Raw genomic sequence first — 25,331 nt, 5'->3', positions numbered from 1 at the left:
ATTTCAGGACTCCACTTTAGGCAACCAGGTGCGAATGACGGCGGCGAGCTTGTCGATGTTGATGGGTTTGGACAGGTAGTCATTGGCACCCATCTCGATGCATTTCTCCCGGTCGCCGGCCATCGCCTTGGCGGTTACCGCGATGATCGGCAAGCTGGCGAACTCGGCGCGTTGGCGAATCGCCTTGATCGTCGCGTAACCGTCCATCCCCGGCATCATGATATCCATCAGCACGACGGCGGGGCGCGCTTCGTCGTCCAGCGCCTTGAGTGCCTTGTAGCCGTCTTGCGCCATGCTTACCTGCATGCCCCAGCTACGCAGCACCTTGGACAGGGCGAACAGGTTGCGCATGTCATCGTCCACCAGCAGTGCGCGCTGGCCAGTCAGCGAAATCTGTGATGCTCGGCCGCTGCCCGGTACCGCCGCCGGTTTGTGCACGTCCTGCAGGAACGCAGCCACTTCGTGCAGCAGGCGCTCGCTTGAGCGTGCGCCCTTGTGCACGATCGCCTCGGCATATTTGCGCAGCTTGGCTTCTTCCCCGGCGTCGAGATCACGGGCGGAATACACCACTACCGGCGGGATGGTTTCCATGGTCACCGACAGGTGTTCCATCAATTGCAGCCCTGACATGCCGGGCAAGCCAAGGTCCAGCACCACGCAGTCGTATTCCTGGCTGATGATCTTTGGCAGCGCGTCTTCGGCACAGTTGGCCTCGTCCACCTCGACATGGTGGGCGCGCAAGGCCATGCGAATGGCCTTGCGCGAACTGGCATCGTCTTCCACCACCAGCAGTCGCCGTTGCTTGCCTTCGCCGAAGCGCAACAACCGATCCAGCGCGGTGCCAATGGATTCACGGCTCACCGGCTTGGTCAGGAAACCGATCGCGCCTCGCTTCATGCCGCGACTGCGCGAGTCACTGACCGACACAAAATGTACTGGAATGCCGCGGGTGGCCGGGTCGGCCTTGAGTCGATCCAGCACGGTCCAGCCATCCATCACGGGCAGCGCGATATCCAGCAAAATGCCAGCGGGGTGATATTGGTGCGCCAGCCGCAAGCCGCTTTCACCGTCCGTCGCCGCGAGCGCGCGATAGCCTTTGCGATGGATCATGTCGATCAGAATGCGCACGAAGGCTGGGTCATCTTCGACGACGAGAATAATGACCTGACCCGGCTGCAGCGTGTTGCGATCGTCTTCGATGCTTGCGGCGCGCAGTGATGTCGGCACACGCGGCAGGCTCAGCACGCTGGCGGCATCGTCTTCCTCGTCCATCGCGGAAGATATGGCGGGCGGTGTTTCCGGTAACAGCAGGATGAAGCGGCTGCCCCGACCGGCTTCACTTTGAAGTACCACGTCACCGCCGAGCAGTTGCGCCATGCGACGTGAAATAGTCAGACCCAGTCCGGTTCCACCGAACTGACGGCTGGTGCCTGCATCAACCTGCTCGAACGCGTTGAAGACGCGCTCCAGCTTGTCCTGTGGAATACCGATGCCAGTGTCGGTGACGCTGATCGCAATGAGTGGCTGCTCACCCAGCGCCGCGGGAATGTTCAGCTCAGCCGGTGCGCGGCCGATGTGCAAGCTCACTGATCCGGCGACAGTGAACTTGAATGCGTTGCTGAGCAGGTTGTTGGTGATCTGTTCCACCCGGTTGCCGTCGGTGGCCAGCGTGGCGGGTAGTCCGGGCTCGATGGACAGGTTGAACGCCAGTCGCTTGTTGTGGGCAACGTGCACGAAGTTCCGTTGCAGGCGTTTGCCCAGTTCCGTGAGTACGAGCTCCTCGATCATCAGCTCCATCTTGCCCGCTTCGACCTTGGACAGATCCAGGATGTCGTTGATCAGGTTCAGCAAGCTGTTGCCGGCATCGTGGATGATCTGCGCCGATTCGATCTGTTCCTCATCGAGGTTGCCGGTTTCGTTGTCCGCAAGACTGCGCGACAGAATCAGCAGGCTGTTCAGCGGGGTACGCAATTCGTGCGACATGTTGGCGAGGAACTCTGACTTGTACTGGCTGGCGCGCGCCAGTTCGCTGGCCTTTTCCTCGGTTTCGCGCTGCAGGTCCTCCATGACATGCTTGTGCCGGTTCAGGCTTTCAGTCTTCTCGCGCAGCTCCTCATTGGATGAACGAAGTTCCTCCTTGCTGGCCATCAGGCGCTTTGACTGCTCCTCCAGTTCGGCTGTCTTCGCCATCAGCGTCTCGTTGCTTTCGTGCAACACCTCCTTTTGTTGGCGCATGACCAGCTCGGATACACGCAGTTCGTCGGCCTGCTCGCGTGTCTGGATCAACAAGTCCTGGGTATGCACCGCCTGGTTGAGGTTTTCCATGGCCAGCGCCACGATCGGCAGCAACTCGTCCAGCAGTGACTGTTGCAGCGCGGTCAGCGGCGCAAAGCTGGCCAGCTCCAGCACACCGATCAGCGCGTCGCGATAGAGCAATGGCAGGATCGCGACATGCCGTGGCGTGGCCTCACCGGAACCGGAATCGATGTGCAGGTAGTCGGCTGGCACATCAGTCAAGATGATCGGCTTGCGCTCCGTTGCACACTGGCCGACCAGGCCTTCGCCCGGCATGTACTGTTCAGCCGAACGATTGCTCAGGCGCAGTCCGTAGCTGCCCAACAGGTCCAGCCGTTGGCGCTCCTTGTCGTAGGCATAGAACAGGCCAATGCCGGCATTGCACAGCGGCACCAGTTCGCTGATCAGTCCTTGTGCAAATTCCTTGTGGGATGAGGTTTGCAGCAAGGTCTGGGCAATATCCGACACGTTGGCGCGGATCCATGTGCGTCCCTCGGTGTCCAGCGACATCTGCTTGAACACCCGCAGCGCCCGCGCGATCTCGCCGACTTCGTCGCGGCGATTCGGTTGGCGTATTTCGAAGTCGTGATCGTGGTTGGACAGCCGCGTCATCTGGTCGGTGAGTCGGCGCAGGGGTCGGATGACCAGCGACGAGGTGAGTCGGATGACGAAGATGCCGAGCAGAATGCCCAGCAGGATGGTCAACGCGTTGATCGCCTTGGTTCGGCTCAGGTTGGTATCGAGTGCATGGTTGCGCTCGGCCAGCAGACGGTTTTCCTCCACAACCATCTGGTCCAGCACCGCCGACAAGTCTTCGATGCGGGCCGTGCGCTGCGTCAGAAAATTCTTCTGGATCTGCTGCCGCTGCCAATCGGCTTTGGGATCGTTCGGATTCCATTGCTGCAATGGCAGCACGGCCCGTTCGATAATCTCGTGCTGCCAGCTCGTGGCCAGCGATGCCACGCTATCCGTTCGGATCTGCTGCAGCGGGTTGTCGACCAGCAGCGGGCGCAATTCGGCAATGCGCAGATCCATATCATGCGCGGACGTCCTAAATGTATTGAGTTCGGCGGCGGATCCCGTCAACACAAAACCACGCGCGGCAACCTGGCTGGTCTGTGCCGCCCGGCGCACGCTGCTGATCTGCAACAACACCCGATAGGTATGGCTGGCCCAGTGCCGGGTATTTTCCTGCGTCTGCAAAGAGCTAAGGATGACCAGATTGGCAGTCAGGAACAGCCCCAGCAACAGGCCGATGGCCAACATCACCTTGCGTTGCAGGGGCTGGTCGGCCAGCCACGAACTCGTCCTGTCGCGGGTGGCAGGTTTTAAGGTGTCGGTGGGGGCCATGACGGTATCCGATGCCAGCGAGAGTCGGACGCCGGTTGGCGACCGTACCGGCAGGGTAACCGCTGTGTCGAAGAAACCGAAGTCCGCCCAGGGCGAGTAGTTCAGCCGTGGCCAGCTGCTGGCGGTGCGGGGCTGGCGGTAAAGGTCGCAGGGTCAGCGCGTGGTGGCTGTCGCTCAGCGCTGCCGGCGGAACGGAACGATGGTGCCCCGGCGCAGCGCAATGACGATCAGCCCCACCGTGCACAGCGAGCACAGTGCCAGCGCAATTACCGAAGCTTCTGCACCGAACACGCCGCCGCTCAGCCAGTCCGGTCCGCTACGGGTTGAAACCAGCCAGCCCTCCGCATCGGTACCGGAAACCGGAATGCCGTAGATGGTGCCCTGGGCGAAGTTCCACGCCGCATGCAGACCCATGCACAGCGGCAGCGAGCGGGTCACGTGATACAGCATGCCGAACAGCAGGCCAGCCTCGATCGCGATGGCCGCCGAACTCCACAGCGTGGCACCGGGGTTACCCAGATGCACGGCGCCAAAGAACAACGCCGAAATCAGCAGCGCCACCCACGTGCCCAGACCTTCTTCGACCATGCGAAACAACACGCCGCGGAACATGATTTCCTCGCCGATGCCAGCGCCCAATCCCACCACCAGCAAGGCTGGCAGCCAAGGCGCATTCGGGTTGCTGCCGGTCACGTGGTAGCTGCCGAGCAGGTACAAGACCCCAACGACGGTGCTGAAAAGAACCAATCCAAACGCGATGCCCAGCAACCCCTGCGGGATCAGCGTGACTGGCGCCAGCTCGGTGATGCGACGGCGCTCCAGCCATTTCACCAGGATCAAGTAGGCAAACAGCGGAATCAATGCACGAGCCACAAACTGCGCGACGGCTTGTTGCAGCGGTGGCGATGCCTTGCCCCAGCCAAGCAGGTGCAGCGCCCCACCCATGACAAAGCTCAGCGCAACGAATAGCGCAATGAAGATTGCGATGCGCGCCCCGGCCGAATACAGCAACCAGCGTTTCCATGCAGGCACGTCGGTGGGCGCGGCAAAAGCTACGGAAGGCTGCGACATGTGCTGGATTTCCCCTGGGTGATTCACCGCAGGTTAGCGGTCATTGGCCGCGCTGCCCAGTGATCGTTGTCATGCCGCTGCGCCGTGCTTAAACGTCGACCGAAGCCGCATGCTCACGCGTGTTGGCAAAACGTACCTGCGGCCAGCGCTCCTGCGCCAATTGCAGGTTGACCCGGGTCGGCGCGATGTAGACCAGTTCGCCAGCACCATCGATGGCCAGGTTCATCGCGTTCTTCTCGCGGAACTCGTCCATCTTCTTGTCGTCGTCGCAATGCACCCAGCGCGCGGTGCTGACGGTGACCGGCTCGAAGCTGGCGTCCACGTTGTATTCGTCCTTCAGCCGGTAGGCGACCACTTCGAACTGCAGCACGCCTACCGCGCCCAGGATCAGGTCGTTCGACATCAGCGGACGGAAGAACTGCGTCGCGCCTTCCTCGGACAGTTGCGCCAGGCCTTTTTGCAGCGCCTTCATCTTCAGCGGATCGCGCAGACGGGCGCGGCGGAACAGTTCGGGCGCGAAGTTCGGAATGCCGGTGAAGCGCACCAACTCACCTTCGGTGAAGGTGTCGCCGATGGTGATGGTGCCGTGGTTGTGCAGGCCGATCACGTCGCCGGGATAAGCCGTCTCGACGATCTCGCGGTCGCTGGCCATGAAGGTCAGCGCATTGGCGATGCGCACTTCCTTGCCGGTGCGCGTCTGCATCATTTTCATGCCAGCGTTGTAGGTACCCGAGCAGACGCGCATGAAGGCCACGCGGTCGCGATGCGCCGGGTCCATGTTGGCCTGGATCTTGAACACGAAGCCGGAAAGCTTTTCTTCCTCCGGCTGGATCTCGCGGGTGGTGGTGTCGCGCGGTTGCGGCGACGGCGCATGCTTGACGAAGAAGTCCAGCAGCAGCTGCACGCCAAAGCTGTTCACCGCCGAGCCAAAGAACACCGGCGTCTGCTTGCCGGCGAGGTAGGCGTCGATGTCGAACGACGGCGCGGCGCCCTGCACCAGCTCCAGTTCCTCGCGCAGTTCGCGCATGGCTTCCTCGCCAATGCGCTCCAGCAAACCGGGTGCATCGAGACCCTTGAAGATGGTCGAGTCCTGCCGCGTGAAATTCTTGCCGGCCTCAAAGATGTGTACCTCGTCCAACGCCAGGTGATACACGCCCTTGAGTCGCTTGCCCATGCCGATCGGCCAGGTCAGCGGGGCGCAGGCGATGCCCAGCACCGACTCCACTTCGTCCAGCAGTTCGATGGGCGAGCGACCCTCGCGGTCGAGCTTGTTGATGAAGGTCATGATTGGCGTGTCGCGCAGCCGGCAGACTTCCATCAGCTTGATCGTGCGTTCCTCCACGCCCTTGGCGCAGTCGATCACCATCAGCGCCGAGTCGACCGCGGTCAGCACGCGATAAGTGTCCTCGGAGAAGTCTGCATGTCCCGGCGTGTCGAGCAGGTTGACGATCTTGCCGTCGTACGGGAACTGCATCACCGACGAAGTCACCGAAATGCCGCGCTCCTTTTCCAGCGCCATCCAGTCCGAGGTGGCACTGCGCGACGTCTTGCGGCTCTTCACCGAGCCGGCCATCTGGATCGCACCACCAAACAACAGCAGCTTTTCGGTCAGCGTCGTCTTGCCCGCGTCAGGATGGCTGACGATGGCGAAAGTGCGACGGCGACGGGTTTCCTGGAGATGGCTGGACATGAAGGCAAATCAGTGGGGACGCGAACCGATAATTGTAGCGTGGAATGGGTTGGGGCCCGCTCCGGTGCCATGCTAGCCTTTGTGCCCGTTGCGCCAGCTCGGCCGCAAAGGTAAGCGCATGAATCCCATCTCCATCCTGCTGCTCGGCTTCGCCATGTCCACCGACGCGTTCGCTGCAGCGATCGGCAAGGGCGCGGCGATGACCCGACCCCGGTTGAGTCAGGCGCTGCGCGTGGGCTTGATTTTCGGCGTCATCGAGGCGATCACGCCAGTCGTCGGCTGGCTGCTGGGCAAGGGCGCTTCGCGTTACATCGAAGCCTGGGACCACTGGATTGCGTTCGGCCTGCTGCTGGTGCTCGGCCTGCACATGATCTGGAACGGTCTGAAGCCAGAGTCGGACGAGCCGGTCGACGAGGCGAAGAAGCACGGCTTCGTGGCTCTCGCACTCACCGGACTGTCCACCAGCATCGACGCACTGGCGGTCGGCGTGGGTCTGGCCTTCGTCGATACGCCGATTGTCGTAGTTTCCGCCGTGATCGGGCTTTGCACGTTCAGCATGGTTACGTTGGGGGTGATGCTGGGCCGGGCGCTGGGGGCGATGGTTGGGAAGCGGGCCGAGATGATCGGCGGGGTGATCCTGATTGGCGTGGGGGCGGCGATTCTTTACGAGCATTTGTCGGTGTGAGAGCGATGGGCCGTTCGGGAATGCAGCCGAGTCCGAGTGACTCAAGTCCTGTCAGGCTAGGCTCGCGCAAACCCGCTGGTGAAAAGCCAGCAGGTATCGTGAGCCTTTGGGTTGATAACGTAATCAACTCCGCTCGCTTGGAATGGTTGAGTCAAATGGGAGTTGGAGGGTGGCATGAATAGATTCAGCTACGCTGCAGTTTATGCAATCTTCTCTGTCGCAAGTTTTGGCTGCTCTGGTCAGACAGGCGGGAGTGCCGACGGTCATGTTTTCAAGAATGGATATGGTGATGAAATTGTCATCACTGCGAATGACGTCACTATCTCAGGAAGACACTATCCGGCGAAGAATTGTTCTACCGCCAGTATGAGCTGTGTGAAATTTGGTTCCTCGTTCGCCATCATTGCTCCGTTGGCGTGCGACCAGTCCTATCCATATGATTGGCACACTAAGGAAGTGCATTCAGTGTTCATGGCCCCTACGCCGCATAATCCTTACCGTGTACTTATGAGTACGACATATGGTGGTCTGGTAGCTTTCATCTATGAAGGTCGGCGGGGCGTGACGCAGCTGTACTACGATCCCTCAATTCGCATAGGGATAAAGGCCGTATGGCAAAATTTGGATTCCTTCGATCCCGCTCGTATTCAATACAGCAAAGTTCACGGTGGGAAATTATTTCCATGTCAGTCGAAGAAGGAGGGTTGAGCGCGTCCTCAGTTGGCAAATGAGTCAGGCTCATCTGTTGCATCGGTTGCTTTCCTTCTGGAAGGTCGTGGCCAACTTGAATGCTCGAGTGGATCTATCGAGAGGCTCACCCCGCGTACACCTACTTCGCCAGCTTCGTCAGCAAGCTGTGCCAGAAATCCAGCGCCGCCGGCACTTCCGACGCCAGCAGCTTCTCGTTGAGGCCGTGCGCGAAGCTGTCGCCGGGTTTGCCAAAGTTGGGTGACACGCCGTAGCTGGGAACGCCGGCATTGCGGAAGTACAGGCTGTCGGATGCGCCGGCGGACATGCCGGGCACCACGTCCACCCCGGGATAGCGCTCGTGCACGGTGGCGGTGACGGCGGCGACGATGTCGGCGCGCAGCGGTGAGGGCGGGCTTTGCACCGGCGGGGGCGGCTGCACGGTGATCTTCACGGTCGGGTCCGCCACCACCTTGGTCAGCGTGGCCTCGATCGAGTCGATGCTGACGCCGGGGAAGATGCGGCAGTTGATGTTGGCGGTGGCGCGCTGCGGCAGCGCGTTGAGCGCGTGGCCACCATCGAGCATGGTTGCCACGCAGGTGGTGCGTAGCTGGCCGACATAGGCGGGATCGGCGGAGATGACGGCGGCGGCGCCAGCGTCGTTCGGGTTGGCGCTGAACTTCAGCATCGCCCGGGCAAGCGGGCCGCTGCTGTGTTCGCCGACGGCTTTCAGCGAGGCGAGCGTGATATCGCTGTGCTGCACCGGAAACGCGTAGCCCGCCACATGATCGAGTGCCGTCGCCAGCCGGTAGATCGCGTTATCCGGCGTCGGTTCGCTGGAGTGGCCGCCGGGCGAGGTGACGGTGAGCAGGAAGTCTGCGTAGGTCTTCTCGGCGGCCTGGATTTCGTAGACCACCGGTTTCAGCTGGTCGTCATAGGTGCCGCCGCCAGCGTCCGCGTTGAGCAGAAATTCGGCGTCGTGATAGCGTGCGGCCAGCACGCGGGTCGAAGCCATCTCGGTTTCTTCGTCCCCGGAAAACACCAGGATCATTTCATGGCCGGGCACGAAACCTTCGCGCTTGAAACGCATCATGGTGGCCACCAGCGCGATCGCATCGGTCTTCATGTCGGCGGTGCCGCGACCGTAGATATAGCCGTTCTCCTCGATCAGCTTGAACGGGTCGCGAGTCCAGTCTTTCGAGTTGGCGGCGACCACGTCCATATGCGCTGACAGCAGGATCGGTTTGCCCTTGCCGCTGCCGCGGTAATGCGCGACCAGCGCGGCGGTGTGGCCGACCGGGATGATCTCGATATCCGACTTGGCAAAGCCCGCCGATTCAAGCTTGTCGGCGAGGTATTGCGCGAATGCAGGCACCTGATCCTGGCCTTCCACCGTTTGCGTGGCGATGGCATGACGCAGCATGTCCATGGTTTCTGGCAGCAGTTGCGCGGTGGTTTCGCTTGCGGCGGGTGGTGCATGGCCGATGGCGAGGGCGAGACAGCTAGCCAGCACAGCGTGACGCATGGACATCCGATCTCTCCCAGGCAATGGCGGATCGCTCAGAGTAGCCACGAATTGCCGTGCGCGGATAGTGTCGCTAGCGCGTGTGGAGAGATTCTTTCAACGTCGAAGAGAGGCTGCGGGCTGGGCGACGTTCGAGAACGGCAGCGCTCAGCGCGCTGCCTTGGCGATCGCTTGCAAGCTGACCATCCGGTCATGGCGCTTCCCGGCCGTGCGCTGCAAACACACGCAGAACTCGCCGCCCGCGCCTGTCGGGCCATCGATGATGCCCAATTCAAGCAGGCCCAGCTCGCGCAAATCGTCGATCACCAGGCGGAAGCTCTCGGGCGTGAAGTGCCAGTTGTGTACGTCGATGTATTCCTTGCCGTCCTGAGCATGGCGCCAGGCGCCAACAACCCCTTCCATGTCGTGCATGCGCCGCAGCGGCCCCGGTGCGCCGCGATGCCACGCGAGCACACGCTGCCAACCCTTGCTGACAGCGTTGGCGTGATGATCGAACACCCGCCCGGGTGAGGGCAGGGTTCGGCCCTGATGATGGGCGTCCAGCACATCGCCGGTGGAGCTCCGACTCTGGAAGTGATCGAAGCAGTAGCGCATGTCCGGCACGACCAGGATCAACCGGCCTGCTTCGCTTAGCAGGGTTTGACATTCGACCAGAAACGCCACCAGATCCGGTGTGTGTTCGATGACGTGACTGGCAATGATCCAGTCATACCAGCCACGCCGGCCGAGCGTTTCGGACAGCGGTTCGCCTTGCCACACAAAGTCCACGTCCTCGATGTTGCCGAGGTTGACCCCGGCGTCCCGGTACTTCGCGCGCAGCGCCGGAGCATCGGCGTGATCCAGGATGTCGACGTTATAGCCATCGGCCTTGCGTGCCAGCGGATTGAAGCTGGGCCCGATCTCCAGGCCTGGAGCCTCTCTGGATGCATAGCGGGTAACAAAACGCTGTCGCAGCGAAGGACGTCGCAACAGCTGCCGAACGATGCCGCCGAGGCCCTCGCGCATCCACAGGGCATACAGTCGATGTTGGCGGGTCAACGTCATAAGCCCTTTGCTCAATGTGGATGAGGCGCAAGCGTGAGCTTGGTTCGCGGCTACTTTGACGAGCTGACCGCAGCTTGGCAAATGACGGCGCAGACTTCCTCGGAATGATCGACGCTCATGCTGAAGTTGGCGCGGCCACGAGTGGCCAAGCGTGGGCTCTAGCAGGACGCCGGAAGCGGCGACTTGCTCAAGCGCGTTTGCCTGTCGCAGTCGGCGATGTCCGGGCGCTGATCGCTGGAATGACGGTCGGGCGAGATGACCATTACCCGTGCGCTGAATATCGCGTTCCTGTCATGGTCGCTGTATCGGGAGAGCTTTGGCGCAGCGAGCAGCTCTGATCAGCCAATCCGGAAATGCCCTCATTCAGGCAAAACGCTTCCATCCGGGGGATCGAGAAAGCGGTACCCCACGCCTGGCTCCGTCTTCAGCCAGCGTGGTGCGCCGGGATCGTCGGCCAGTTTCTGGCGCAAGCGGCCCATCACGATGCGCAAATAGTGCGTGTCCTGCACATGCGTCGCGCCCCATACCTCGCGCAGCAGTTGTTGCTGACTGACCACCCGGCCTGCGTGGCGAAGCAGCAAGGCGAGCACGGCGTATTCCTTGCGGGTCAGGGCGACCTCGTTCCCATCGAGGCGGACTTCGCGGCGCACCAGGTCGATCAGCAGATGGCCGTCGTCGTATAGCGGCGGCACATCGGCGAGACCGGTGACCGGATGGTGGCGCAGCAGTGCACGCAGACGCGCCATCAGCTCCTGCATGCCGAACGGCTTGGTCACGTAATCATTGGCGCCGTTGTCCAGCGCGCGCACCTTTTCGCTCTCGGCGCTGCGCACGGACAGCATCAACACCGGCACCGTGCTCCACTGGCGCAGCTCGGCAAGTACTTCGTGGCCTTCGCGATCGGGCAGGCCGAGATCGAGGATGACCAGGTCCGGCGATTGCGTGGCGGCCAGCGCAAGACCTTCGGCGGCGTTGGCGGCCTGCAGCACGTGGTAGCCCTCGGCGCGCAGCCCGATATCGAGGAAGCGACGAATCTGCATCTCGTCGTCGATCACCAGCACGCGTGGTGCGGAGTTGTTCAAGCGCTCGTCTCCGGTGGTGGTGGCAACGGCAACGTGATGCGGATGATGGTGCCGCCATCCTCGCCCGGCAAGGCTTCCACGCTGCCGCCGTGGGCGCCAATCATGCCGCGGCAGATCGACAGGCCCAGCCCGGTGCCCTTGTTGCCGCGGTCGCCGCGCGAGACCGAGTAGAACATGTCGAAGATGCGCGCACGTTCGTCCGGCGGAATACCCGGGCCGTGATCAATCACCTCGATCAGCAGTTGTTCGCCTACCACGTTCACCGTGACTCGCACGGCTCCGTCGGGTGGCGAAAAATGGGCGGCGTTTTCCAGCACGTTGAACAGTGCTTGCTCGATCAGTGCGGGATGCACGTAGAGCAGCACGGTGTCGTGCGGAAGCTCGGTCTGCAGGATCAGCTCGGGGAAGAAGCGGCGCAGCCGGTCGGTCGCAGCCACCACCACTTCAGTGGCATCGACCCAGTCGCGGTGCAGCTTCAAGGTGCCGTGGCCGAGCCGGGTCATGTCCAGCAGGTTCTGGATATAGCGGTCCAGCCGCTGCCCCTCGTGCAGAATCGCCTGCAGCAGTTGTTGCTGTTCGTCGTGCGGCAGTTGTGCCTGATACATCGCCAGCGTGTCGGCAGCACCGATCATCGATGCCAGCGGCGAACGCAGGTCGTGCGAGACGGATGAGAGCAGCGCATTGCGCAGGCGTTCGGTTTCGCCCTGCACGCGGGCTTGTTCCAGTTCCTCCGCCAGCCGGGTGCGCTCCAGCGCCAGCGCGATGTCCTGGGTCATCGCCAGCGCCAGCTCGCGCCGATCGGTATCCGGTTCGATCGAACTTGCCCGTTCGAACACCATCTCGCCGTGGTCGTGGGTGCCGATGATCAACGGGATGACCCACTGGTCGTCGCGATCGCTGCTCGGCTCAAGCGAGCTGGCGGAGTCAGCTGAAGCTGGTTCGACCGTTCGCATGGACACCGTTACGCCGGCCGCTCTGGTCAGCGCGAGTGCGCCAATCTCGCGAATCGCGGCTGCGTCGGCAGCGGCTGCCAGCTGTTTGCCCAGCTGCAACAGCGTGCGCGCGCGCAACTGCGCAATCCGCAGCGAAGCGACCTGGCTGGAAAGCCGAGTCGCCATGCGGCTGCAAACCAGCGCGACGATCAGGAACAGCACAATCGCCAGCACGTCGTCGGCGTTGGCAATCGCCAGCGTATGCCGGGGTCGGGTGAAAAAGAAATTGTCGCCGAGGAAACACAGTACGGCCGTATAGACGGCTACTGCCATGCGCTTTCGTACCGCGACTGCGAGAACCGCGGTCAACAGGATCAGTGACAGGTTGGCGATTGACAGGTAGCGGTCGGCGATGAAGGCGACCGCGAAGGCGGTCAGCGTGACTGCCGTGGCAAACAGATAGTCGGCCACGGGAGATCCGTGCATGCGGTACGGTACCTGCTCACCCATGCGGTGAAGGCTCCGGTCGTTGGGCTGGTGGCAGATGGCAACGCTCAGTTTGTTTCATATCTCCACTTCCGAGCCCAGCTCGATGCGTCGATTGCCAGGAATCTGGAAGAACGCCGTCGCGGACAGCGCATTGTGCGCCATGAAGGCGAACAGACGGTCACGCCACGCCGCCATGCCGTGGGCATGCCGCCCGGCGACCACGGTCTCGCGCGACAGGAAGAAGGTGGTATCCATCATGTCGAACGGCAGGCCGCCTGCACCGCATTGCGCCAGCCGCAACGGTACGTTCGGGTCCTCGCTGAAACCGAAGCGCAGGCGCAGCCGGGTGAAGCCTTCGCCCAGATCGGTCCACTCCAGTCGCTCAGAAGGTTCGGCCTGCGGGGTGTCCAGCGTCTCCACCGTCAGCAGTACGTTGCGTTCGTGCAGCACCTTGTTGTGCTTGAGGTTGTGCAGCAGCGAGCTGGGGATCGCGTCGGCATTGGCGGTAAGGAAAACCGCCGTACCCGCCACGCGTACCAGCGGGAAATCCGCCAGGTTACGAATGAACGGTGCCAACGCCAGCCCGCTTTGCTGGATTTCGCGTACCACCAGTTCGCGCCCGCGGCGCCAGGTGGTCATCACCACGAACACGCACAAGCCCAGCGCCAGCGGAAACCAGCCGCCGTGTTCCACCTTGATCAGGTTGGCGCTGAAGAAGGCGAGGTCCACGGTGAGCAGGCAGGCACCGGTGGCAATTACGGCGGGCAAGCGCCAGCCCCACTGGTAACGCGCCACCACCAGCGCGAGCAAGGTGGTGCTCACCATCGTGCCGGTGACGGCGATGCCATACGCCGCGCCAAGGTTGTCCGACGAGCGGAAGCCGAGCACCGCCCCCAGAATCAGGATCAACAGCAACCAGTTGATCCACGGCACGTAGATCTGCCCGGCCACGTCGTGTGACGTGTGCTCCACCCGCATGCGCGGCATGTAGCCCAGTTGCATCGCTTCGCGAGTCATCGAGAACGCGCCGGAGATCACCGCCTGCGATGCGATCACTGCAGCGGCCGTAGCCAGTGCGATCATCGGGTAGAGCATGACGCGTGGCACCAGGTGATAGAACGGGTTGGCCACGGCAGCGGGATCGTGCAGAATCAGCGCACCCTGACCGAAGTAGTTCAGCACCAGCGCCGGCAACACGAAATTGAACCACGCCAGCTGAATCGGCCGCTTGCCGAAGTGCCCCATGTCCGCATACAGCGCCTCGGTGCCGGTAACGGCGAGCACCACCGCGCCCAGCGCAAAGAACGCTTCGGCGCGATTGCGCAGGAAGAAGTTGACGCCATAGCTGGGGCTGAGCGCCCACAGGACTTCCGGGTGACGTGCGATACCCAGCACACCCAGTCCGGCGATGCCGAGAAACCAGATCACGCAGACCGGGCCGAATACCGCGCCGATGCGTTGCGTGCCGTGTTTCTGCAGCCAGAACAGTGCGATGACCACGCCGATCGTGATCGGCACCACCCAGCGCTCAAGCGCAGGTGTGGCCACCTTCAAGCCCTCCACCGCCGACAGCACCGACATGGCCGGTGTGATCACCCCGTCACCATAAAACAGCGCCGCGCCAAACAGGCCAAGCACGATCAGGCTCATGCGCAGGTGCGGCGCCTTGCGCGCGCTGCGCTGGGCCAGCGCCAGCAAGGCCATGATGCCGCCTTCGCCGCGGTTGTCCGCCCGCATGATGAAAAGCACGTATTTGATCGACACCACGATGATCAGCGACCAGAACACCAGGCTCAGCGCACCCAGCACATTGGCTGGCGTCGCCGGCACGCCGTGCTCACCGAACACTTCCTTGAGCGTATACAGCGGGCTGGTACCGATGTCGCCGTAGACCACGCCCACGGCACCGAGTGCCAGCGCCGCCAGTCGTGGTGATGGCCTGTCCGTATTCATCGCGGCAGGCCTGAGATGGTGGATGCGCCCGCCGACATGGCAAGGTGCATCGCCAGCGCGACTGCGCCGGAGAAGGGTGTGTTGAAGAACATGGCGCATACCGGGAATGAATCAGCTGCGCATTCTGGGTATCACGCCGTAATGGCGGCGTAGCAGCATGGCGGCGCGGCATAAAATTGTCGTAAAAAAATGTGCCAGTGCTGCCATCGGGTAGGGTGTCGCCGTCGCGTGGCGGTCGACCGAGTGGTCCTGGACCAGCCCCGCGTTGCCGCCATGACGCCCAGGCACCAAGTGGCGGCAAACGCCAGCCCTTTCCGCCACCGTCGCAGCATCGTTTCAGGGTCGCCAGCACGCGGACCGTTTTCGGATTCGTGCCTGAGGTCTTTGCGACCTGAGCCGAGCAGACTGGCCAGTAACGATGACCGATAGAGTCGACTGACCGAGCGCGGCGCCAAGGGCTCCCGATCACCGCATCACGCGACTCTCTCCCTACCGGACGTTGAAGCCTTCAACGTCCAGCCAGCCTGCGACGGCCTGCACGAGCTTGAGGTTTTTACGTCCGGGATTTTGCTGCCGGCGATGTACCGTCGCTGCAAACGTCGTGTCGGCAGCCGTCACTGGCCTGCCGACACGGTGCGAACTTCGTTATTGCCGCGCCACTCCTCGCCTGCGCGCCGACGAACGGTGAGCCAGTCGGTAGAGCGCCGGCAGCACCAGCAGCGTGAGCAAGGTCGACGAGAGGATGCCGCCGATCACCACGGTCGCCAGCGGCCGCTGTACTTCGGCGCCGGTGCCCACGTTCAGCGCCATCGGGATGAAGCCGAGCGAGGCAACCAGTGCCGTCATCAGCACCGGCCGCAGCCGGGTCAGCGCGCCTTCGACGATCGCCTGATCCAGCTCGCGACCTTCGTCGCGCAGCTGACGGATGAAGGACACCAGCACCACGCCGTTGAGTACCGCCACGCCGGACAGCGCGATGAAGCCCACGCCGGCGGTAATCGACAGCGGAATATCGCGCAGCCACAGTGCGGCCACGCCTCCGGTCAACGCCAACGGCACGCCGCTGAAGACCACCAGCGCGTCCTTGCCCGAGCCAAACGCCAGAAACAGCAGTCCGAGGATCGCCAGCAGCGCCACCGGCACCACGATTTGCAGACGCTGACTGGCGGAAATCAGTTGCTGGAAGGTGCCGCCATAGTCGACCCAGTAGCCTTCAGGCAGCGTCACTTCCGCCGCAACGGCGCTCTGTACATCCTGCACGAATGAGCCCAGGTCACGACCGCGCACGTTGGCGGTGATCACCACCCGCCGCTTGCCGCTTTCACGGCTGATCTGGTTGGGGCCCGGTGCCACCGCGATGTGCGCGACCTCGCCCAACGGAACGGTCGACGGTGGCGCCGTGGTTCGCTCGCCCGTGGCCATGGCGGGTGTGGGCAACGGGATCGGCAGCGCGGTCAGGCCTTCCAGGTCGGTGCGCTGCGTCTCGGGCAGGCGCACCACGATATCGATGCGTCGATCGCCCTCGAATATCCTGCCGGCCGCTCGTCCGCCCATGGCGATGCCCACGGTGTCCTGCAGGTCGGCCATCGACAAGCCGTATCGCGCCAGCGCCTCGCGATCGCCTTCGATGGTCAACATCGGCAGTCCGGTGGTTTGTTCGAGTTTGACGTCGGCCGCACCGGCAATCCTTTCGGTGATGCGCTCGACCTGCTCGCCCAGCGTATTCAGTTGCTCCATGTCATCGCCGAACACCTTGATCGCCACCTCGGCGCGCACGCCGGCGATCAGCTCGTTCATGCGCATCTGCACCGGCTGCGTGAACTCATAGTTGTTGCCCGGGATGGCGCGCACCGCGGTGTCCAATTCGCGGATCAGCTCCGCCTTGGGCTTGCGTGGATCCGGCCAGTCCTTGCGCTCCTTCATCATGATGAAGGTGTCGGCGACCGAGGGCGGCATCGGATCGGTTGCCACCTCGGCGGTACCAATCTTGGCGAACACCCGTTCAACCTCGGGAAACTGCTTGATGCGCGCTTCCAGGTGCTGCTGCATGCCGATGGCCTGCGTCAGGCTGGTACCGGGAATGCGCAGCGCGTGTAGCGCGATGTCGCCTTCGTCGAGGTCGGGAATGAACTCGCTGCCCAGGCGCGGCACCAGCAGCCCCGCCGCCACCACCAGAATGGCTGCGGCAACTACTACTGCCACCCGCCACGCCATGACCCGGCTCAGCAGCGGCGAGTAGACACGCCGCAGCCCGCGCATGACGCGGTTTTCCTCCTCGGCCACCCGGCCGGTGACGAACAGCGCGACCGCTGCTGGCACGAAGGTCAGCGACAGCACCATCGCCGCACCCAAGGCGATCACCACGGTGAAGGCCATCGGATGAAACATCTTTCCCTCCACCCCCGACAGGCTGAAGATTGGCACGTACACCACCGCGATGATCAGCATGCCGAACAGGCTCGGCTTGATCACCTCGGCCGTGGCGCTGGCGGTGAGGTCGAAGCGTTCCTTGCGATTGAGCAGGCGGCCAAGGCGATGCTGCGCTTCGCCAAGTCGACGCAGGCAGTTCTCCACGATGATCACCGCCCCGTCCACGATCAAGCCGAAGTCCAGCGCACCCAGGCTCATCAGGTTGCCGGAGATATTCCGGTTCACCATGCCGGTGATCGTCATCAGCATGGTCAACGGAATCACGGCTGCCGTAATCAACGCGGCGCGCAGATTTCCCAGTAGCAGAAACAGCACCGCGATCACCAGCAGCGCACCTTCGACCAGGTTCTTTTGCACCGTGTCGATCGCCCGATCCACCAGTTGCGTGCGATCGTAGACCGTTCGCGCCATGACACCCTTCGGCAACTGCTTGTTGATCTCCGCCAGCTTGGTGCCGACGCGCTGGGCCACCACGCGACTGTTTTCACCGATCAGCATGAAGACGGTGCCGAGTACCGCTTCCTGGCCGTTCTCGGTGGCGGCGCCGGTGCGAAGTTCCGAACCTTCGGCCACCGTGGCCACGTCCTGCACGCGCAGGGTGACGCCTTCACGACGCGCGATCACGGTGTTGCGCAAGCCTTCCATGCCGGTGATCTGACCCGGCACGCGAATCAGGTATTGCTCGCCAAAACGCTCGATGTAACCGGCGCCGATATTGGCGTTGTTGCGCTCGATCGCCGCCTGAACATCGCTGAGCGTCAGGTGATAAGCGGCCAGTTTGGTGGTGTCGGGGGTGACGTGGAATTGGCGCACATAGCCGCCCACCGTGTTCACCTCGGTGACCCCAGCGAGATTGCGCAACTGCGGCCGGATCACCCAATCCTGCAGCGAGCGCAGGTCGGTCGGCGACCACGGCTGGCCATCGGCGCGGCGCGCGTCCGACTTGGCCTCGACCGTGTACATGAAGATTTCGCCCAGCCCGGTCGCCACCGGGCCCAACGCGGGTTGGATGCCTGTGGGCAACTGACTGCCGGCTTCCTTGAGTCGTTCGGAGACCTGCTGGCGGGCGAAATAAATGTCGGTGCCGTCTTCGAACACGGCGGTCACTTGCGACAGGCCGTAGCGCGCGATCGAGCGGGTGGACTCCAGCCGAGGCAGCCCCGCCAGCGCGGTTTCCACCGGATAACTCAGGCGCTGCTCCGCTTCGAGCGGCGAGTAGCCGGCGGCCTCGATGTTGACCTGCACCTGCACATTGGTGATGTCAGGCACCGCATCAATCGGTAGCCGGCCGTAGTTCCAGATGCCCAGCGCCCCCAGCGCGAAGGCCAGAATCAGTACCAGACCGCGATGGGCAATCGCGGCGCGAACCAGTCGTTCGAGCATGGCGTTGTCCTCTAGTGGTCGTGGCTGGCGCCGGACTTTTCGATGTCCGCGCGGATCAGGAAGCTTTGCTCGGTCACGTAAGTCGTGCCGGGTTTGAGCCCATCGAGCACTTCCACCGACTGGCCATCGCGCGCGCCCAACTCCAGCATGCGCACCTCGTAGGTTTCGCCGACCTGGGCAAACACCACGGGGAAGTCGCGAAAGCGCTGCAGGCCGGAAATCGCCACCGCCAGCGGCACCCGCCGCTCGGCCACCGTCACTTCGCCGACCACCGGCATGCCCGGTCGCCACGCTGCGTTGGGGTTGGCCAGACGCGCCCGCGCCACCACACTCAGCCCCGCGTTGCTCACCGGAACCAGCGCATCGATCGTGGTCTGCACGGCTTCACCGCCCGAGGCCGAACGCACCCGCACCGGTTGCCCGGGTTTCAGGCGATCGGCGGCGCTGCCAACGGCATGCAGCTCCACCCAGACCGAGGAGAGATCGGCGATTTCGAACAACGGCGTATCTCCCGCGACATCGCCGGCATGGGTGTTTCGCGCGAGTACGACACCATCCAGCGGTGACGCGACCGCGTACGCGCGCATGCTGTCGTTGCCCTCGACCGTCGCCAGCGTCTGCCCGCGTTTGACGTGATCGCCGAGGTTCACCGGCACGCTGCGCACGATGCCGGGGAAGCGCGCGCGCACCTGTGCAAAGCGGCTGCGATCCATCGCCACTTGTCCCATCAGCGGCAGCGTGTCGCGGATCGTGGCCGGCCCGGCCTTGGCGACTTTGATGCCCGAAGCGGTTGCCGTGGCCGCGGGAATCACCACCCGACCTTCGTACGAGGCGTAAGTCCAATGATGCGTTTTGCCGGCGTGGGTGGCGCTGACGGTGACGTCGAACGAGTGCGGTTCGACCACGCTGCTGGTGGCGATCAGTGCGTCTTTCTCGGCACGAAATGCAAAGCGATTGACCTCACCGTCCAGCCGCGTGACTTCTACAGAAGTCTGCACCGCCTGCGCCGGCAACGGCCTGTCGTTCTGATACGCATAGAGGCGGAACTGCGGCGGCACGCCGGTCTCGTAGACGGTCACTTCCAGCGCAAAAGCGCCGTCGCGCAGCAGGCGACCATTGTGCGGGCCACGCTCGAAGTCGGCGGCTGCGGACGCCTGTTCGGAAGCGGACGCTGGGTCAGACGTGCGCTTGCCGCACGCGGTCAGGCTGAGCAAAAGCAGCAGCACGCCAAACGTGCGCAGGGTGATGAGAGGCTTCATGGGGTAACTCCGGTGGTGGCCGTCATCCGTTCAATCTCGGCCAGCAGGGTGTGATAGCGCAGTGCGGCGTCGATCTGCGCGGTACGAAGATCAAGCAGGGTGCGTTGCGCTTGCGCCAGCGAGACAAAGCTGAAGCGGCCGGCAGCGAAGCCCTTGCGGGTGAGTGCCAGCGCCGATTCCGCCTTGGGAATCATTCGGTCGCGATGCGCTTCGAACGCCGTACGTGCATGCAGCAGCTCTTGATACACCGTGAACAACTGTTGACGCCGCTCCGTGGCAGAAGCCTCGGCCTGCGCCTGCAACGCGTTCGTTTCCGCCTGGGCCTGCGCCGCGCTGAGCGCAGATCGGCGCGCGCTGCCCAGCGGAATCGTGACCCCGGCAATCAGCGCGGTGTCATGGGAGATACCCATACGCCGAACGCCGACGTGCGCCGTGATATCCGGCCGAGACATCGCTGACGCCAAGCGCTCGCGCGCCTGCGAGGTACGCGCATCGAGGACCAGCGCACGCTGGGCAGGATTGTCCGCCAGCCGGGCGACGAATTGCTCGAAGGCCGGTACCGCCGGCAGCGTAAACAGGTCACCGCTGGCCGCGGCAAAATCAGCTTCCTCGGCGCCCCACAGCGCGGCCAGCGACACCCGCGCCGCGGCCAGCTCATGCTCGGCATGTTCGACTTCGATGTCCGCCTGTTCCTGCCGGATCTGCATCAGCGCCAGATCCGACTCGGGGCTGCGGCCGACGGTGACCCAGTGAGCCACCGTGGCGGTCAGTTCGCGTGCCAGCGCCAGGTCCCGGGCGGCGACCTCGATCCGCGCCTGGTCGGCCAGCACTTCGACAAAGCGCATGGTCGTTTCGGTGGCCAGCGTCAGGCGCGTCTGGTCGAGCCCCAGCCGGGATCGAGCAACCTCGGCAGCGCCGACCGCTCGACGCGCATCAAGCTTGCCGCCCAGCTCAATCACACGCCCGAGTCGCAGCGTGGTCTCGCTGCCCTGCAGGCCTGCATACGGCCCGGTACCGCCGGCATTCTCGATGTCGGCGCCGACCGTCCACGCCGGCGCCAGGCCGGTCAGCTCAGCGCGACGCTCGGTGCCGATAATCGTTTGATTGGCCGCACGCAGGGCGGCATTCGTCGTCAGGCTGCGTTGTACCGCCTGCGACAGTGATAACGCCTGGCCATAGGCCACGGGCGTTGCAAAGCTTCCTGCCAGCAGCAGGAAACCGATACAGCGTAAAGAAGGCACGCAATTCTCCCATCGAACCATGAAGCAACGATTACCGACCGCGATACGGCCGTTGAAAACGTTGGTTCAGGCGATGGGAGGACGGTGCAGCGTGGCGAGGTGGACCTCGCAGGGCGAGGAAATTTGTCCCGGCGGGCAGCGCTGTGATCGCAGCACGTTTACCGCAACACTCATCAACGCCGATGGCAGCAGGGAAGAAAATGTGCCGATGAAATGGCCGTGCAGATGCGTGCTGCCCGGGGTGGGCTCCGTAGCGTCGCTGGCATCACTATCCTGAATATCCAGCGTGTGAGCGTCAAACGCCACCACCGAAAGGGCGGCGTGCTCTGCCGTGTGGGCATGCACGATCCATCGCGGCATCCCCGCCGCAATGACGCTCAGCAGCACCCACGCCATGGCCCAACGCATGACTGCGCCGTGGCGCTGTTGCTGGTGGCGGAGGATACGCAGAAAAGGCATGCGGGGGAGACTGCCCAACTCAAGCCGGAAACGCAATATTGCGAACGGGCATCAAGGGTGGTCGTGCTGGTGGTGGATGTCTGGATAGTGCGGATGGCTATGCGTCAACGGCGTGTGGGTGTGCTCGTGCGTATGCGGTTCGCTGCCGTCGCCATCATGCGCGTGCTGGTGGTGCTCGTCGTGCACGTGGCGGTGGCTATGCGTCATCGGTGCATGGGTATGCAGGTGCTCATGGCGTTCGGTCAGGTGCAGCCATACGCCTGCGCCCATCAATGCGGTCGCCAGCCAGAACATGGGTGAGGCGTGATCGCCGAACGCAAGGATCGCGATAGCTGCGCCCATGAACGGGGCGGTCGAGAAATACGCGCCCGTGCGTGCCGAACCCAAGCCCCGCAGCGCCAGCACGAACAGCACCAGACTGATGCCATAGCCCAACAGGCCGACCGTCATGGCGATGCCGACAAACGGCAGGGCGGGCCAGCGTGCGCCGAGCATCAGCGCGATTGCCACGTTGACGACCCCTGCCACCAGCCCCTTCAAGCCGGCGATGAACAACGCGTCCGACGCTGAGACCTTGCGGGTGAAGTTGTTGTCCAGTGCCCAGCAAAGGCAGGCACCGGCGACCAGTACGGCGCCCCAACCCATGCTTGCGCCATGCGTCGTGCCGGGTACGACCAAGACCACCGCGCCGGCGACAATCAGCGCCATGCCCAGCACAATGCGGCGGTCGGCGTTTTCACGAAAGACCAGCCATGCCAGCAGGGCGGTCAGTACCGCTTCCAGGTTAAGCAACAGCGATGCGGATGCGGCCGAGGTCAGCGTCAGACCTAGCAGCAAAGCTACTGGCCCGAGTACGCCGCCGAAGCCGATCGCCAGCAGCAGCCACAACCACTCTTTCGCGGTCATCGCCGGCGCCTGCCAGCCACGATCTCGCGCGGTGCGGATCAGGCCCAGGCCGACACCGCTGCCCAGATACAGCAAGCCGGCCAGCAAAACCGGCGACGTGTCGAGCAGCAACTGTTTGGCAATCGGCGTACTGGCGCCAAACAACAGCGCGGCAGCGATGGCGGCGGCAATGGCCGGTGAGAAGGAGGGGCGGGGCATGCCCAAAGTCTAGCGTGGATGGTGCAAGCTGCCATCCCTTTCACTGGCTTTGCCCAACATTGAAAAAACCGTACCGGTAGCCGTGTGTGTCGCGCAGCCGTGAGCGCGCGTGCTACCTGGCTACGGGTCTGTTTTCGACACACCGATGCAGAGCACCATCGCTCGTGCTCGTCTTGCCCTCGCAGTTTTTTCAGGCCGTTGGTCGCCCGCAGTCATGGGTCGACGAAGGCGCTTCGCTGGAGTGGGTGGGTTGCTTGCTGCCATCGGCTTCAATGGTGTGTCGGTTTGCCCCATCCGGTTGGCAGCCGTTACGCGGCCGCCGGTCATCTGCAGCGGTGGACACCAACGCGAAAGCCCGGAAATACATCCCGGGCTTTCGTGTACGAGGCTGAGGCAAGCGTCGTGTCAGAGCGACATGACGACTTATTTCGACTCTTTCTCCATCAGCTTCTCGACCATGCTGGCGGGCACTTCCTGGTAGTGATCGAAGATCATCGAGAAGTTGCCACGGCCGCTGGTGGCGGAGCGCAGGAAGTTGATATAGCCGAACATTTCCGACAGCGGCACGAAGCCCTGCACGAACGCCGAGGTGCCTTTCTGGCCTTGATCGGTGATGGTGCCGCGACGGCGGTTGATGTCGCCGATCACGTCGCCGAGGTAGGCCGCTTCGGTGACCACTTCCAGACTCATGATCGGCTCCAGCAGCTTCGGCTTGCTGAGCTTCATGGCTTCGCGGAAACACTGGCGGCTGGCAATTTCGAACGCCAGGGCGGAGGAGTCGACGTCATGGTATTTGCCATCGACCAGGCTGGCCTTGAAATCGACCACTTCGTAGCCGGCCACCTGGCCCTGACGCGACTCGACCTTCACCGCGTGCTCCACCGCTGGTATGTATTCGCGTGGTACGCGGCCACCGACCACTTCGTCGGAGAACACCACGCCGCTGCCTGGCTCGCCCGGAGTGAAGATCATCTTGACCTCGGCGAACTGGCCCGAGCCACCGGATTGCTTCTTGTGGGTATAGACATGTTCGACCGTCTGGCCGAACGCTTCGCGGAAGCTGACCTTGGGCTTGCCCATGTTCGCTTCCACACCGAGCTCGGTGCGCATGCGGTCGATGGTGATTTCCAGATGCAGCTCACCCATGCCCTTGAGCACGGTCTGGCCGGTTTCCTGGTCCACTTCCATGCGCAGCGACGGGTCGGCCTTGACCATCTTGTAGAGCGCGGTGGACAGCTTGTCGACGTCGTTGCGGCTCTTCGGCTCGACCGACACGCTGATCACCGGATCGGGGAAGCGCATGCGCTCGAGCAGCGCCGGGTGCGCCGGGTCGCTCAGCGAGTCGCCGGTCTCGGTGTCCTTCATCGAGACGAAGGCGCAGATGTCACCGGCGCGCACCTCGTCGATTTCCTTGGTGTCATCGGCCTGCACTTCGACGATGCGGCCCACGCGTTCTTTCTTGCCGCGGGTGACGTTCTGCAAGGTGTCGCCTTTCTTGATCACGCCGGAATAGACGCGGCAGAAGGTCAACGTGCCGAACTGGTCGTTGATCACCTTGAACGCCAGCGCGCGCGCGGGCGCGTCGTCGGTCACCGCCTGCTCGCCGATGACGTTGCCGTCTTCGTCGACCATCGCGATGCCGCCGTTCTCGCCCGGGTAGGGCAGGTAATCGACTACCGCATCCAGCAACTGCTGCACGCCCTTGTTCTTGTACGACGAGCCACACAGCACGGGCACCAGTTCGCCGGTGACGGTGCCGCGACGGATGCAGTGCTTGAGCAGTTCCGGATCAAACTCGCCGGTGTTGAGCAGCCGTTCGAACGCGTCGTCGTCCAGCGCCAGCGCGCTTTCCAGCAAGTCGGAGCGTAGCTTGGGCAGGTTGGCTACCCAGTCGTTGTCGGCGTTCGAGTCGAACTTGAGGCGATCCTTCAGCTGGTCCAGCGGCACGCTTTCCCACACGCTGTCCTTGTCGTCGGAGGCCCAGATGTAGCCCACGCCAGCGACCAGGTCGGCCATGCCGACGAACTCGTCGCTGCTGCCCAGCGGCACCTGGCACAGCAGTGCGTTGGCGCCGAGGCGCTCGCGGATGCCCTTCACGCAATGTGCGAAATTCGCACCGATGCGATCCATCTTGTTGACGTAGCAGATCCGCGGCACCTTGTACTGATCAGCCAGCCGCCAGTTGGTTTCGGTTTGCGGCTCCACGCCGGCAACGCCATCGAACACCACCACGGCGCCGTCGAGTACGCGCAGTGAGCGATTCACTTCGATGGTGAAGTCGACGTGTCCCGGCGTATCGATGACATTGATCTGGTGACCTTTCCACACCGCAGAGACTGCCGCCGACTGGATCGTGATGCCGCGCTTGCGCTCCTGTTCCATGTAGTCGGTGGTGGTTGAACCCTTGCCTTCCTTGGTGTCATGCACGTCGACGATCTGGTGCTTCTTGCCGGTGTAGTACAGCACGCGCTCCGTGGTCGTGGTCTTGCCCGCGTCGATGTGCGCGATGATGCCGATGTTGCGATACAGGTTCAGGGGTTTGTTGCGGGCCACGGGCGGAACTCCATAAGGATGGCGCGATGATGTGTCAGGAACGCACGGCTCATATGCCGCTTGCTGCAAGGCTTTTCAATGGAACATGACTGGATGCCA

16 protein-coding genes are annotated in these 25,331 nt (G+C 63.2%); 2 read left to right on the top strand and 14 right to left on the bottom strand.

All coding sequences use genetic code 11. The annotated features are described in order from the left end of the window. Window positions 1-3 precede the first annotated feature (3 nt). The 3 genes from PY254_RS17005 to PY254_RS16995 all read right to left on the bottom strand — a co-directional run bounded on the left by PY254_RS17005 (window position 4) and on the right by PY254_RS16995 (window position 6,406). On the bottom strand, window positions 4-3,645 hold the full coding sequence (locus PY254_RS17005) for a response regulator (protein ID WP_281013242.1): 3,642 nt from the start codon (window positions 3,643-3,645) through the stop codon (window positions 4-6). Window positions 3,646-3,819: 174 nt separating this feature from the next. Continuing rightward, window positions 3,820-4,716, bottom strand: a complete 897-nt coding sequence (locus tag PY254_RS17000) for a CPBP family intramembrane glutamic endopeptidase (RefSeq protein ID WP_281013240.1) — start codon at window positions 4,714-4,716, stop codon at window positions 3,820-3,822. An 88-nt stretch (window positions 4,717-4,804) separates the two neighbouring features. Continuing rightward, entirely contained in the window at window positions 4,805-6,406 is a 1,602-nt protein-coding gene (locus PY254_RS16995) for a peptide chain release factor 3 (protein ID WP_281013239.1), read from the bottom strand. 118 nt (window positions 6,407-6,524) lie between these two features. Between PY254_RS16995 and PY254_RS16990 the strand changes: the two genes are divergently transcribed. Beyond that, window positions 6,525-7,091 carry a manganese efflux pump MntP gene (locus tag PY254_RS16990; RefSeq protein WP_281013238.1) on the top strand — a complete coding sequence of 189 codons (567 nt, stop codon included), beginning with the start codon at window positions 6,525-6,527 and terminating at the stop codon, window positions 7,089-7,091. Between the two features lie 174 nt (window positions 7,092-7,265). Next, window positions 7,266-7,799, top strand: a complete 534-nt coding sequence (locus PY254_RS16985) for a hypothetical protein (RefSeq protein WP_281013237.1) — start codon at window positions 7,266-7,268, stop codon at window positions 7,797-7,799. A gap of 121 nt (window positions 7,800-7,920) precedes the next feature. Here PY254_RS16985 and PY254_RS16980 read toward each other — a convergent pair whose 3' ends face one another. The 11 genes from PY254_RS16980 to fusA all read right to left on the bottom strand — a co-directional run bounded on the left by PY254_RS16980 (window position 7,921) and on the right by fusA (window position 25,232). Further along, on the bottom strand, window positions 7,921-9,309 hold the full coding sequence (locus PY254_RS16980) for a M20/M25/M40 family metallo-hydrolase (RefSeq protein WP_281013236.1): 1,389 nt from the start codon (window positions 9,307-9,309) through the stop codon (window positions 7,921-7,923). Between the two features lie 141 nt (window positions 9,310-9,450). Continuing rightward, on the bottom strand, window positions 9,451-10,347 hold the full coding sequence (locus PY254_RS16975; protein ID WP_281013235.1) for a class I SAM-dependent methyltransferase: 897 nt from the start codon (window positions 10,345-10,347) through the stop codon (window positions 9,451-9,453). 359 nt (window positions 10,348-10,706) lie between these two features. Next, window positions 10,707-11,429, bottom strand: a complete 723-nt coding sequence (locus PY254_RS16970) for a response regulator (protein WP_281013234.1) — start codon at window positions 11,427-11,429, stop codon at window positions 10,707-10,709. Continuing rightward, window positions 11,426-12,871 (bottom strand): sensor histidine kinase, encoded by a 1,446-nt coding sequence (locus PY254_RS16965; RefSeq protein WP_281013233.1) that lies wholly within the window; start codon window positions 12,869-12,871, stop codon window positions 11,426-11,428. Before PY254_RS16965 ends, PY254_RS16970 begins: the two co-directional genes overlap by 4 nt. A gap of 54 nt (window positions 12,872-12,925) precedes the next feature. Then, window positions 12,926-14,803 carry a potassium transporter Kup gene (locus PY254_RS16960; RefSeq protein ID WP_281013231.1) on the bottom strand — a complete coding sequence of 626 codons (1,878 nt, stop codon included), beginning with the start codon at window positions 14,801-14,803 and terminating at the stop codon, window positions 12,926-12,928. A gap of 645 nt (window positions 14,804-15,448) precedes the next feature. Beyond that, complete coding sequence (locus tag PY254_RS16955; RefSeq protein ID WP_281013230.1) at window positions 15,449-18,616, bottom strand: efflux RND transporter permease subunit; 3,168 nt, start codon at window positions 18,614-18,616, stop codon at window positions 15,449-15,451. 11 nt (window positions 18,617-18,627) lie between these two features. Continuing rightward, the gene (locus PY254_RS16950; protein ID WP_281013229.1) at window positions 18,628-19,875 is read right to left on the bottom strand and encodes an efflux RND transporter periplasmic adaptor subunit; all 1,248 of its coding nucleotides are present in this window, start codon (window positions 19,873-19,875) and stop codon (window positions 18,628-18,630) included. Beyond that, window positions 19,872-21,116 (bottom strand): TolC family protein, encoded by a 1,245-nt coding sequence (locus PY254_RS16945; protein WP_281013228.1) that lies wholly within the window; start codon window positions 21,114-21,116, stop codon window positions 19,872-19,874. The genes PY254_RS16950 and PY254_RS16945 overlap by 4 nt, the downstream gene beginning before the upstream one ends. 66 nt (window positions 21,117-21,182) lie before the next feature. Continuing rightward, on the bottom strand, window positions 21,183-21,575 hold the full coding sequence (locus tag PY254_RS16940) for a hypothetical protein (protein ID WP_281013227.1): 393 nt from the start codon (window positions 21,573-21,575) through the stop codon (window positions 21,183-21,185). 51 nt (window positions 21,576-21,626) lie between these two features. Then, the gene (locus tag PY254_RS16935; RefSeq protein ID WP_281013226.1) at window positions 21,627-22,679 is read right to left on the bottom strand and encodes a DMT family transporter; all 1,053 of its coding nucleotides are present in this window, start codon (window positions 22,677-22,679) and stop codon (window positions 21,627-21,629) included. A gap of 423 nt (window positions 22,680-23,102) precedes the next feature. Then, complete coding sequence (fusA, locus tag PY254_RS16930) at window positions 23,103-25,232, bottom strand: elongation factor G (RefSeq protein ID WP_281013225.1); 2,130 nt, start codon at window positions 25,230-25,232, stop codon at window positions 23,103-23,105. Window positions 25,233-25,331 lie beyond the last annotated feature (99 nt).

It is taken from the genome of Rhodanobacter sp. AS-Z3, from assembly GCF_029224025.1.
GTDB lineage: Bacteria > Pseudomonadota > Gammaproteobacteria > Xanthomonadales > Rhodanobacteraceae > Rhodanobacter.
This window is presented reverse-complemented; position numbering and strand designations above follow the sequence as displayed.

Coding starts and splice junctions, on each gene's coding strand:
- PY254_RS17005 (WP_281013242.1), bottom strand. CDS start 3,645: ATGGCCCCCACCGACACCTTAAAACCTGCCACCCGCGACAGGACGAGT.
- PY254_RS16975 (WP_281013235.1), bottom strand. CDS start 10,347: ATGACGTTGACCCGCCAACATCGACTGTATGCCCTGTGGATGCGCGAG.
- PY254_RS16985 (WP_281013237.1), top strand. CDS start 7,266: ATGAATAGATTCAGCTACGCTGCAGTTTATGCAATCTTCTCTGTCGCA.
- PY254_RS16960 (WP_281013231.1), bottom strand. CDS start 14,803: ATGAATACGGACAGGCCATCACCACGACTGGCGGCGCTGGCACTCGGT.
- PY254_RS16990 (WP_281013238.1), top strand. CDS start 6,525: ATGAATCCCATCTCCATCCTGCTGCTCGGCTTCGCCATGTCCACCGAC.
- PY254_RS16995 (WP_281013239.1), bottom strand. CDS start 6,406: ATGTCCAGCCATCTCCAGGAAACCCGTCGCCGTCGCACTTTCGCCATC.
- PY254_RS16980 (WP_281013236.1), bottom strand. CDS start 9,309: ATGTCCATGCGTCACGCTGTGCTGGCTAGCTGTCTCGCCCTCGCCATC.
- PY254_RS16965 (WP_281013233.1), bottom strand. CDS start 12,871: ATGGGTGAGCAGGTACCGTACCGCATGCACGGATCTCCCGTGGCCGAC.
- PY254_RS16935 (WP_281013226.1), bottom strand. CDS start 22,679: ATGCCCCGCCCCTCCTTCTCACCGGCCATTGCCGCCGCCATCGCTGCC.
- PY254_RS17000 (WP_281013240.1), bottom strand. CDS start 4,716: ATGTCGCAGCCTTCCGTAGCTTTTGCCGCGCCCACCGACGTGCCTGCA.
- PY254_RS16955 (WP_281013230.1), bottom strand. CDS start 18,616: ATGCTCGAACGACTGGTTCGCGCCGCGATTGCCCATCGCGGTCTGGTA.
- PY254_RS16950 (WP_281013229.1), bottom strand. CDS start 19,875: ATGAAGCCTCTCATCACCCTGCGCACGTTTGGCGTGCTGCTGCTTTTG.
- PY254_RS16940 (WP_281013227.1), bottom strand. CDS start 21,575: ATGCCTTTTCTGCGTATCCTCCGCCACCAGCAACAGCGCCACGGCGCA.